This is a genomic window from Flavobacterium sp. B114r (assembly GCF_056824125.1).
This window is the reverse complement of record NZ_CP124858.1, coordinates 2,442,220-2,454,701: the sequence shown is the minus strand read 5'-3', so window position 1 is coordinate 2,454,701 and position 12,482 is coordinate 2,442,220. Positions and strand designations below refer to the sequence as shown.

The window sequence follows — 12,482 nt, the reverse complement described above, 5'->3', positions numbered from 1 at the left end:
TTTATAAACCAACTCACAGAAGTTATTCTGTAAAATCAACACTTACAATTGCGGTAAAATTTACTCTAGCATTAATATTAATAGCCTGGATTTTGGTAGGCGGCCTTATCTGCTTGCGACATTTCCATACCATCTAACTGGCCTTGCGGTATCGGACGCAAATAATGATGTGGTTCTATAGTTCTTGTAACTACCTGTGGTGTATGATCACCGTAATTTGAGCCTCCAATAGAGTAGGTTCCAGCAAGTTCGTTCCATTTTTGAGTTCTTACTAAATCATACCAACGATAGCCTTCCCCGTAATATTCACGGGAACGTTCAGCTAAAATATAGTTAATATCAATGATAGCAGGAGTTGTACTTGTCAACAAGACACTATTATCGGCACTTTTTGCTACTTTACCATTATTATCCCAGCGCCATTTCCCTGCACGGGATCTTATTACATTTACAAGATCTCTTGCTGTCATGGAACCAGTAGCCCCTTTTACTGCAGCTTCTGCGGCAACAAAATAAAGTTCTGAAAATTTAGCAACCGGAAATGGTCTGGTACTGCCGGAATTTGGCTGTCCTAATCCCCCGGCATTATCAGTACGATATGGTCCTAATTTCCATAAACCCGGATATACTATTCGGTTAATTCCTAAGGGAGAGATTACATAATCAGCTCTGCCTGGTAAAACTCCGGCACCTACACCATTATCACCTGCTCCCGAAGGATATACAATCGGTGTACCTGGTTCGTTGTTCAGAAAAGTGATAATAGCGTCACCTGGTTTTACCGGTAATCCATTTGCATTATACAATGTCGGAACATCGGTTAATCCAGTTCCGATCAAATTCCAGTTTCCATGGTAAACGGCCGCAAAGGTTCCATCATATCTTGAATCATTTGTTTTATCAGCAAACGTTTTTGTAAAAACTTCAATTGGCGGTACCATTCTAACCCAGGGACGTCCCAAAAATTGATCAGCTGCACGCTGCACAGTAGAAACTGCAGCTCCGGCAGCATTTTTACTTCTTATTGCCGTATAATTAAATGTCCCCATCCAGCCTGCAAAATTATCAGGTGAACCTCCGCTGCCATAGGTAAGACTTGCGCCATTGTAATATTCACTTGCCTCCGTATGGTCTGCATAAAGCATTAATTCTTTATTACGGTCATTAGATCCTAAATTCACATCATAATAGTATGGCAATAATGCATATGATCCAGGATTATTTATACCCTCTAAGGCTAAATTATAAGCCTGTTGAAAATACCACTGTGCATTGTGACCATCTGGATCTGTTCTTGGCGTATCGGGATATGTTGGAATACTATTTGGGTTTTCCAACCACCATGCATATGTCAGGTAAGCTTTTGACAAGATTAAACGAGCTAAAGTTTTAGTTGCAGTACCAGTTAATCTGGGAGCATCAGGTAGTTCATTCACAGCTGATACTAAATCAGGAAAAATAGCCTTAGTATACACCTCTGTTACTGTATTGCGTTTTGAAGATCTCGATGGCTTGCTGTTAAATTTTAGTTCACCCGTTCCTAAATCTAAAGGCACACCTCCAAATGTCTGTACAAGTAAGAAATAATCAAAGGCTCTAAAAAACTTTGACTCAGCAATTAAGCTGCTTGCAACCCCTACAGCCGCACCATTTTCTATAATTCCGCTAGCCGTATTGATATCATTGTATGAATTATTCCACACTACATCAGCTCGGCTCGAAGTAGGATTAATAACTCCTACTCCTGATAAATCATGATCTTTAAAATTTCCATCTGCCTGCTGTCCGTAAGTAGCTTCATCTGTACCGGTTTCAACAGAATTATAATAATAAGCTTGTCCATATATCCATCTCAAATGGGCATAATGCGAGGTTAATCCCTGTATTACTCCTTGCTCCGTCTTAAAATAGCCAGGCTCATAAAAATCATGTGGTTTTTCTTCTAAAATATCTGAACAGCCTGCTAAGGAGAACAAAACTGCTGATCCTATAATTAAATTTTTAAAAATATATCGTTTCATGTTTCTTCTTGATTAAAATATTAAATTAAGTCCGAATAAATAATTTCTCGTGGTAGGTGTATTTGTACCAATGACCAGGAATCTACGTTGATAAGAAGCTACAGCCTGATTTTCATCTCCGTATGAATTTGTTTCCGGATCCATTCCTGACTGTTTATGATAAGGAGAGAAGAGAACAAAAGGGTTTTGTGCCGTAAAATAAAGTCTCAACTTTTCAATTCCTAAATTCCTCATAAACTCCTGATCTAATGTGTATCCCAGAGTTAATGCTCTTATTTTCACATACGAAGCATCAAAATAACCCATTGTTGACATATATTTTGGATTATCACCACTTCTGATACCTCTTGGATTTGGGTATTCAGCATCTCTATTATCTGGTGTCCAATAGTCCACATCTACGTTACTTCTTCTTCCGTTAAGTAAATTAAGGTAACCAGCTCCTCCATAAAGGGTGCTTACTAATACCCCACCGCTTTTAAAGGCTCCAACAGCTGAAAAATCAAAACCTTTATACGTTAGATTTGTATTAAATCCTCCTTGAAAATCAGGATCAGTATCAATGATTTGTCTATCACTTGCATTAATTGCACGTGTTGGCGATCCATCGGCATTATAATCTCCTGTATATTTAACTTTTATTGATCCTACTACTGTTCCCTGCTGGTTTATACCAGTTGGTCCAGGCTCCAGGATAGACATATATGGATCACCCTCCTGCCAGATACCTACTTTTTGATAATCATAAATAGAATTTATATTATGCCCTACAAACCAAGAGTTGCTCTCATCTCTTTGAGATCCCGAAGCAAGTGCAACGAGTTTATTCTTATTGGAATATAAGTTAAATCCAACTGACCAGCTCAATCCTTTTGGATTATCCAAAATGACCCCGTTTAAAGATATTTCGTAACCTTTGTTTTCAGTTTCTCCAACGTTTGCAACGTACCCACTAACACCAGATGTTGCTGGCAAACCTACTCTTTGCAGCAAATCTTTTGTATGTGTCTTATAATATTCAACTGTACCAGACAGGCGATTATTAAAAAATCCAAAATCTATTCCATAATTCCAAGTGGTAGAAAATTCCCATCCTAAATCCGGATTTGGCAATTCTGTAACATATACACCTGTAGAGTTTGTAGTTCCAAAATTATATGGCCTTGTGCTTAAAGCTCCCAAAGTAGCATATGGATTAACAGCCTGGTTAGAAGTTTCTCCGTAACCTGCACGCAATTTTAGTAAATTAACCCAAGATAGTTTTTTCATAAAAGACTCATTTGAAATAGTCCATCCTGCAGAAACAGCCGGATATGTTACCCATTTATTTCCTTCGGATAATCTTGATGAACCGTCTGAACGAATTGTTCCGGAAATAAAATATTTATTATCATATGAATACATTGCCCTTGCCATATAAGAACTTAATCCCCACTGTGTATAATCCTGATTTGCAGGATTTATAACTGCTTCTTCTTCGCTCTGTCCTAAATTGTAAAACTGAAATGCATCAGAAGTAATTCCGTTTCTTGATATCTGGGAGGTATTTCCTGTATATTGCTCATTGGAATATAATCCTACAAAATTAACAGTGTGTTTTTGGGCAAAAGTTTTATCATAGGTTATCAGGTTCTCAATAAGCCACTGCGTTGATAAAGTATTGCTGATAGAGGCATTTGATATTGTAGTAGCATTTACATCAAATACACCCTGTCCCTCATAATAACCACTATTAGACAATCGTAAATTTAACCCCGTGTTCATACGATATTTTAAACCTTCCACTCCTGGTATTTTTACCTCAGCAAAAATATTATTATAAGAACTAAAAGCTCTTGTTTGATTAACGTACGATTCTCCAAGATTTTTAATAGATTCCCTTGTATAAACCCATTGATCGTCTGCGGCCATCCTTACTGTCCTTTTCAAGGATCCATCTGCATTATACGGATTTGCCAGGGGAGAAGTTCCCAATATATTACCTGTACCAATATTATCCCCATTAGTAACAGCATAATTACTATTAGTATTGAATCCCATACGAAAAGATGATCCGAACTGCTGGTCTAAACCCGCTCTAAGGGTAAAACGTTCATAACTCTGACCTGGTAAAACAGACTCCTCTTTATAATATCCTAAACCCGCGTTATACGCACCACGTTCTGTACCTCCTGTAACACTTATATCGTGACTAATCATTTCACCAGCTCCATAAAGTGAATCCTGCCAGTCTGTATTGGTTCCTCTGGATTCATCAACACCGTCTGTATATAAACCAGTATAATCACGAAGTGCTGCAAACTTAGCTCCATTCATCATATCATATTTACCAAAAACCTGCTTAATACCGCTAAACCCATTATAATTAAATGTAGCTTTTTGGTTTTTACGTCCCTTATTACTTGTAATTAGCACTACTCCGTTTGCACCACGCGAACCATAGATAGCAGTTGCAGAAGCATCTTTTAAGATATCAACTGATTTGATATCAACAGGATTTATATCTCCTATGGAACCTGCAAATGGAACTCCATCAAGAACAATTAAAGGGTCATTACTCCCTGTTAAAGATCTTGTTCCGCGTATACGGATCTGCATTGAAGCTCCAGGTTTTGTAGAAGTCTGCGTTAATTCTACACCAGGAAGTCTTCCTTGTAATGCCTGAGTAATATTACCAGCTGGCACTTCACTTAATTGTTTTCCTCCAATAGAAGCTACTGAACCTGTTACTGCCTCTTTCACCTGAGTTCCGTATCCAATAACAACAACCTCTTTTAAAACACTTGAATCCTCTTCAAGTTTTACATTAATCTGGGTCTGTCCATTAACAGCAACTTCTTTGCTCTTCAGACCTATAAAACTAAAAACAAGTATTCCATTTGAAGGAACATTAATAGTATAAGTACCGTCAAAACCGGTACTTACTCCATTTTTTGTACCTTTTAAATTAACATTTGCTCCAGGAATTGGACCGCCTGCATCCGATATTGTCCCTGTGACTTTTGTCTGAGCACTCGATTGGAGCGACAGCATAAACATTAAGATCAAAAAACAAAAGCATTTTAGATGCTTCGATTTACTTGTAACAAAAAAGTTAGTCATAAAAAATTGATTTAGATAGTTAAAATTCTTTTTGGTTAGTTAATAAGTGTATTTATAACAAATATAAAAAAAACAATCAATACACAATCGGTTGTTTATGTTTTTATTTGCGATTTAATAAAAAAAATAGACAATAAAAAACATTCTACTTATTTATATTGCCAATAAAATAAATTATTAATAACCAAATAAGTTGTTTTGAACTAAAATTTAAAAAGTTAAAGAAGTTACTTGCTATTTATTAAAAAAATCATAAAAGAGCACAAAGCCCATTATTTTTAGAATAATTGTCATTATTGAAATATAAGTATTGTTAAAAAAGAAAAATACAACTGGTTGCTTTATAAATTATCTAACATAAAAGCGACTTTGGTAAAAAAAACGGAAATTAAACCAAGCAAGCAATCGGTTGTTTCTAAAGTAAAAAAAAGTCTCCTTTCAAAATTGTATTGAAAAGAGACTTGCTTATTATAATATTCCCTAAAAAAAAATTATACCGTGCTCATGTTAAAAACTTACAACTTCATCTTTTTAGCGTCTTCTATAAATTGGTTCAAGCCAATGTCTGTCAAAGGATGCTTTAACAGTCCTTTTATCGCCGAAAGTGGCCCTGTCATTACATCTGAGCCTACTTTTGCACAGTTTACAATATGCATCGTATGCCTTATCGAGGCTGAAAGTATTTGTGTCTGATAATCATAGTTATCATAAATTTCCCTGATTTCAGCAATTAAGTGCATGCCGTCTGTCGAAATATCATCGAGTCTTCCCAGAAAAGGCGAAACATAAGTGGCGCCTGCTTTTGCAGCCAATAAAGCTTGTCCTGCCGAAAATACTAAAGTAACATTGGTCCTGATGCCTTTGGAAGAAAAATATTTACAGGCTTTTACACCGTCTGCGATCATAGGTAATTTGACTACTATTTGCGGATGCAAAGCAGCAAGTTCCTCACCTTCTCTAATCATTCCTTCAAAATCTATCGAAATTACTTCTGCTGAAACATCACCATCGACAATAGTACAAATGTCTAAATAATGTTTTAAAATATTATCTTTTCCGGTAATGCCCTCTTTGGCCATTAAGGACGGATTTGTAGTAACACCATCCAGGACACCTAAGGCTTGTGCTTCTTTAATATCTTCTAAATTAGCGGTATCAATAAAAAATTTCATAGTTTTTTGTGGTTAAATTTTTGGTTAGTAGTAAAATGTAGTAAGCAAAAATGTGTATCTCGATTTTATTCTTCAAAAAACATTAATAAAATAACCTCATTAATTATTTTATTAAAATGGTTTCTTTTAAAGTTCTGAATTAAAAAACAGTAACTAACCTTAATCTATTTCAGAATCCATATCTTTAAAATTTAACCATAATCTTAATACACATTCGCATAATTTTCATCTCAAAAAAAATATCGTTATTGAAAAAGCCTTAAAAGGATTAACTTTTATAGCTATCATATTAAGATAATAATTCCTTAGTGATTTTTTTTATTACTCTATTTTTTTTAATGATACCTAACAGGTTTTTAAAACCTGTTAGGTCTTTCAATGTCTTAAATATATTGATTGATAATATTTTCAAACAATTCCTGTTTTCCGCTTTGAAGATTCAATTCTCCATTATCATGTGCGATCGCATATAAATCTTTCAAATTCAATTTTCCGTCAGCAAAATCTTTTCCTTTTCCGGAATCAAATGAACTGTATCTTTCTTTTCTTAATTTTTCATACGGAGAAGAAGTAATAATTTTATCAGCCGTTAATAAAGCTCTTGCAAAAGTATCAGCCCCGCCAATGTGCGCATGGAAAACATCTTCAAGATCAGTCGAATTTCTTCTGATTTTTGCATCGAAGTTCACTCCCCCGCCTTGTAATCCCCCGGCTTTCAGGAATACCAACATCGCTTCTGTCGTTTCCTGAATGTTGTTTGGAAACTGGTCTGTATCCCAGCCATTTTGGTAATCTCCTCTATTGGCATCAATGCTACCTAACATTCCTGCTTTTGCAGCCACTTCAAGTTCATGCTGAAAAGTATGCTGTGCCAATGTCGCATGGTTGACTTCGATATTGATTTTAAAATCTTTGTCTAAACCATATTCTTTCAAAAAACCAATTGCGGTAGCCGAGTCAAAATCGTATTGGTGTTTTGATGGCTCCATAGGTTTTGGCTCGATAAAGAAAGTTCCTTTAAAACCTTGCGATCTTGCATAATCTCTTGACATCGCCAGGAATTGCGCCATATGGTCCAGTTCTCTACCCATATCTGTATTCAATAATGACATATAACCTTCACGTCCGCCCCAGAATACATAATTTTCTCCGTCTAAAGCAATTGTTGCGTCAAGCGCCAGTTTTACTTGTCCTCCGGCTCTTGCCAACACATTAAAATCAGGATTTGTCGCAGCTCCGTTCATGAATCTTGGATTCGAAAAACAGTTCGACGTTCCCCAAAGCAATTTTATTCCTGATGCTGCTTTTTTCTCTTTAAGATATTCTGTAATCGTTGTTAAACGTCTTTCAGATTCTGCAAAAGTTGGCCCTTCAGCCACTAAATCATAATCGTGAAAACAGAAATAATCAAATCCCATTTTACTGATGAATTCAAACGCTGCATCGGCTTTGTCTTTTGCTGCCTGAATAGGATCTGAAGATTGGTCCCAGGCAAAATTTTGTGTTCCCGGGCCAAACGGATCGCTTCCCTGTCCGCAGAACGTATGCCAGTACGCAATGGCAAATCTAAAGTGCTCGCGCATTGTTTTTCCCGCTACAACCTGATCCGGATTGTAATATTTAAATGCCAACGGATTATCAGAATCCTTTCCTTCAAATTTAATTTGACCAATACCTTTATAGTATTCTTTATTTCCTAAAACTACCATTTCTTTATTTTTTATGTGTTAATATAAATTCTAATTCTTGTTTCCATTTTTGATACGCCTTATCATACGGCTCCCTATTTTTTAGCGGTAAAAAAGTCATCACGTGATCGTTGGTCGTAATGCTTGATCCAAATTTATTGTAATCACCATCTTTTAAACCTACCGCTCTTGCCGCTCCAACTGCTCCTGTTGTATTATAAATTTCGATTTCATGCCCAATTAATGTTGCAACCGTATTCGAAAAAATCTCTGAACGGAACAAATTATCATTCCCCGCCCTAATCACATTAATCGTCGCATGATCCTCTTTTAGACATTCCATTCCGTACACAAACGAAAAAGCAATTCCTTCTAAGGCAGCTCTGAACAAATGTGCATTATTGTGAATATTTAAGTTGAGGTTCAAAAAGTGCGTACCAATATTTTTATTGTTAAACATACGCTCAGCACCATTCCCAAACGGAATCACCACAACTCCATCTGAACCTATGCCAATCTTCGACGCTTTCCTGTTCATCGATTCATAGGTTTCATCGCCCATATTATTTCGCAGCCAACGGTATTGAATTCCGGCTCCGTTGATGTTTAATAATTTACCAATTCTGGGAGTTTCTAATTCGTAATTCACATGTACAAAATTGTTTACTCTTGTACTTTTCCCGGATGTCATTTCGCCAACCGCGTAAAAAACTCCCGAAGTCCCACCTGTTGCCGCTACTTCACCCGGATTCAGCACATTCAGTGACAGCGCATTATTGGGCTGATCTCCTGCTCTGTATACCACAGGAATCCCAATTGGTAATCCTGATTCTTTCGAAGCTTTTTCGTTTAAAACGCCCTGATTCGTAAAATTCTCTACAATATCTGGCGTTAATGATGGATCGATTCCGTAATAATCCAGCAGCCAATTGGCCACTTTGTTTTCTTTATAATCCCAAAGCATCCCTTCAGAGAGACCGTTTTTTGTGGTCGTAATATCACCCGTCAATTTATAGGCGATATAATCTCCTGGCAGCATGTATTTGTACACCTGCTTGTAAATTTCAGGTTCATTTTCCTTGACCCATTTTAGTTTCGAAGCGGTAAAATTTCCTGGAGAATTCAATAAGTGGTCCATACATTTTTCCTGCCCTATTTCAGCGAAAGCCGCATTCCCAATTTCGACCGCACGGCTGTCACACCAGATGATCGCATTACGCAATGGGTTGCGTGTTTCGTCCACAATAACGAGTCCGTGCATTTGATAGGATATACCAATTCCCTGAATTTTAGAAGCTTCAATATTCGCTTCACGAATCGCTCTTTTAGTCGCTACACAAATGTGCTGCCACCAGATTTCAGGATCCTGCTCTGCCCAATCGGGATGCAGTGACACAATTTCCATTTCGTTTTGCGGTTCATGCAAAACGATTATTCTTTTTCCTGTTTCGGCTTCCACCAAGGCAACCTTGACCGAAGAACTTCCAATATCATATCCTATATAATACATAACTTATAATGATTCTCTTATTATTAATTTCGTTGGCACGTAGCGCTGAACAACCTCATCCTGTGTAATAAACGCTGCCGCTTTTGTTCCTAATTCTTTGAAATCAGTCGAAATAACCGAAATCCCTTTGTATATAAATTTCTTCATTGGCGTTTCGTTGTACGACAAAAAACCAACATCCGTTCCCGGCTCTAAATCTTTCTCTTTGCATTGTTCCAGAAAGTGCCCCAGTATTCGATCACTCACACTGATATAAGCAATTCCTTTCTCTATATTAAACTTTTTTGCATCAGTAATCACTTCATATTCAAAACTAAAATCAGCACAAAATTTCTTAAAAAATTCCAATGTCTCTTTTGGATGATTTGTATAATCTGGATAAATAAACTGTATGTTTTTATACTTTCTAAACAAATCCACCGCCTCCTCCAGCGCATTATAAAATGCTTTCCCGAAATCCTGAAAAACATAATTATTTTGCTTTTGTGTATGAATGTTCCAATCGATCAGCAACAGCTTTTCATTGGCAATTACAGACAAAGTAGGTGACACTTCTTTATGATCAAAATTCATCACCACATATTTGTAATACTTCCCCACACTATTATTAATGATCGTTTTAAAAACATCAATATTATAATGATGAAACTGCACATCCGTAATCACATTATCTCCCAAATTGTTTACAAACGAATGATACAAAACCTCTTTATACGCCTTAAAAGTATCCAATACCAAAAGTACTTTTCTCGTTTCGCCCGATACATAATAGCCTTTATTGGGCACAGAATCAATGCTGTTTTGGTCTTTTAAAATAGAATATGCCTTAAAAACCGTATCTCTCGACAACTGATTCGTCTTGCATATACTATTCACCGACGGAAGCAAATCACCCTTTTGCAATATATTCTCCGCAATCGCATTATTGATTCCGTTGACCAATTGCTGGTATTTTGGAATGTCACTATCGTGATTTATTGTAAAGACAAATTCTTCCTGTTCTTTGTTATGCATACTGTTCTGTTCTGGTATGCTAATATAGGCAAATGTCTTTTAAAAAAAAATACTATTCAGGCAAAAAATGTTAACTTTTTAATCTTATTAAAATTGCACAAACATTGCTTCGTAAACCTCATCAGGAAAACATCAGTTAAATCTACGACTATCGAAATCAACTATTAAAATTAAAATTAAGTTCTCTTTGTGATAGCATTTCATTCTGTTGTAAATTTATTCTGTAAAGTTTTGCAGCCCTGTGCGAAACTGCTTCTTCTTTTTGGTTTGAATCCTGTATCAAATCCATTTGCAATATCTTTCTCCTAAAATTAGATTTATTGATTTCGATTCCCAAAATTTCTTCGTAAAGATGCATGACTTGTAACAACGTAAATTTCTCCGGTAATAAATTAAATCCAATCGCGCTTTTGCAAATATTCTTCCGTAATTCTTTTAGACTATAATCTAAAATAACTTTGTGTTTATCGTTTAAACCAGCAATTTCGTTAATACCAATCCATGCAACATTGGGGTTAAAAATTTCATTTTCTATATCCTCGATATCTTTTTTTACCATCGCATAATATCCTATCGAAATATCTTCCTGACAAGATGATGGAGACGGATAACCAAAGGCTTTCAATTGTTCAAGAAAGAAATTGTCAATACCAATGTACTTTTTTAAAATATTCTGGGCAGTACTCGAAATGGTCCCCCCCTCTTTTATATAATCATTCGCCAGTTCAAAATTTAGATTTCCCTGATTGTCTTTATGTTTGACCAGCAAAACTTTCAGACTTTCTCCTTCAAAATTAAAGATCACACAATCAATTTCTATTGGATTTGTACTATATTGATTGCTGGTATTATTCCTTTTTTCATCTCCTTTATCCATAGAAAATAAATTTAAAACTATTACTATTATTTTCAATAAGCAGCTATCTAATCAATCAATCTTCTTATCCCGTACGGATCTATGGTAACAATTGAACCATCTTCTGCATAATCAATTTTGGTTACTTTCATACTTCGCAAATGCGTTACTCCTTTTGACAAGCTCGAATCGTGGTAAAACAAATACCAATCATTCTCTACTTTACAAATAGAATGATGCGAAGTCCAGCCAACTACAGGATTCAGTATTCTCCCCTGATATGTGAATGGTCCATAAGGACTATCACCTATAGCATAACAGATAAAATGTGTATCGCCAGTAGAATACGAGAAGTAATATTTATTGTTGTATTTATGTACCCAGGAAGCTTCAAAAAAACGACGATCATTATCTGCTGCCAATAAGATTTCTCCATTTTCATCGAGAATTTTGATTTCTTTTGGTTCCTCGGCAAACTCTAACATATCTTCTCTCAACAGCGCCACAATAGGACCTAAAGCAGGTTCACTGCCCATTGGTTCTTCGTGAGCCGGGTCGTATTTATTATTTCGGTATTTTTGAAGTTGTCCGCCCCAAATTCCGCCAAAATAAATATAATGTTTACCGTCTTCATCTTCAAAAACAGCAGGATCAATACTATAACTTCCTTTTATAGCATCGGGTTCCGGCATAAATGGCCCAACCGGAGAATCGCTTATGGCAACACCAATCTGGAAAATTCCGTTGGCACGTTTGGCCGGAAAATACAGATAATACTTTCCGTTTTTGCAGGCCGCATCAGGCGCCCACATTTGTTTTTCGGCCCAGGCAACTTCATCTACATGCAGAGCAACACCATTATCAACAACTTCTGATTGAATATCATTCATCGAAAATACATGATAATCCTCCATACCAAAATGATCGCCATTATCGTTAAATGGAATCCCGGCATCAATATCATGCGAAGGATAAATATAAATGTTACCGTTAAATACATGCGCTGATGGATCAGCCGTGTACATGTGCGAAACTAAAGGTTTCGAAATGGCTAATTTATTAATTTGCTCGAAATTAATTTGTTCAATACTATCTTCAGGCATATTCGTTTTTAGGTTT

The 12,482-nt window shown here is 36.2% G+C and carries 8 protein-coding genes; all 8 read right to left on the bottom strand.

Annotated features, from left to right (window positions below; all coding sequences use genetic code 11):
• Positions 1-77: 77 nt before the first annotated feature.
• Positions 78-2,021 carry a RagB/SusD family nutrient uptake outer membrane protein gene (locus QLQ94_RS10650; protein WP_271336467.1) on the bottom strand — a complete coding sequence of 648 codons (1,944 nt, stop codon included), beginning with the start codon at positions 2,019-2,021 and terminating at the stop codon, positions 78-80.
• A gap of 12 nt (positions 2,022-2,033) precedes the next feature.
• Entirely contained in the window at positions 2,034-5,123 is a 3,090-nt protein-coding gene (locus QLQ94_RS10645; RefSeq protein WP_482499700.1) for a SusC/RagA family TonB-linked outer membrane protein, read from the bottom strand.
• 515 nt (positions 5,124-5,638) lie between these two features.
• On the bottom strand, positions 5,639-6,295 hold the full coding sequence (gene fsa / locus QLQ94_RS10640; protein ID WP_271336469.1) for a fructose-6-phosphate aldolase: 657 nt from the start codon (positions 6,293-6,295) through the stop codon (positions 5,639-5,641).
• Between the two features lie 383 nt (positions 6,296-6,678).
• The gene (gene xylA, locus QLQ94_RS10635; protein WP_271336470.1) at positions 6,679-8,004 is read right to left on the bottom strand and encodes a xylose isomerase; all 1,326 of its coding nucleotides are present in this window, start codon (positions 8,002-8,004) and stop codon (positions 6,679-6,681) included.
• A gap of 4 nt (positions 8,005-8,008) precedes the next feature.
• A complete protein-coding gene (locus tag QLQ94_RS10630; protein ID WP_271336471.1) occupies positions 8,009-9,493 on the bottom strand; it encodes a xylulokinase in 1,485 nt (494 codons plus the stop codon).
• Positions 9,494-9,496: 3 nt separating this feature from the next.
• Positions 9,497-10,507, bottom strand: a complete 1,011-nt coding sequence (locus QLQ94_RS10625) for a GntR family transcriptional regulator (RefSeq protein ID WP_271336472.1) — start codon at positions 10,505-10,507, stop codon at positions 9,497-9,499.
• A gap of 157 nt (positions 10,508-10,664) precedes the next feature.
• Positions 10,665-11,384, bottom strand: a complete 720-nt coding sequence (locus tag QLQ94_RS10620) for an NUDIX hydrolase (protein ID WP_271336473.1) — start codon at positions 11,382-11,384, stop codon at positions 10,665-10,667.
• A gap of 47 nt (positions 11,385-11,431) precedes the next feature.
• The gene (locus QLQ94_RS10615; RefSeq protein WP_271336474.1) at positions 11,432-12,466 is read right to left on the bottom strand and encodes a glycoside hydrolase family 43 protein; all 1,035 of its coding nucleotides are present in this window, start codon (positions 12,464-12,466) and stop codon (positions 11,432-11,434) included.
• Positions 12,467-12,482 lie beyond the last annotated feature (16 nt).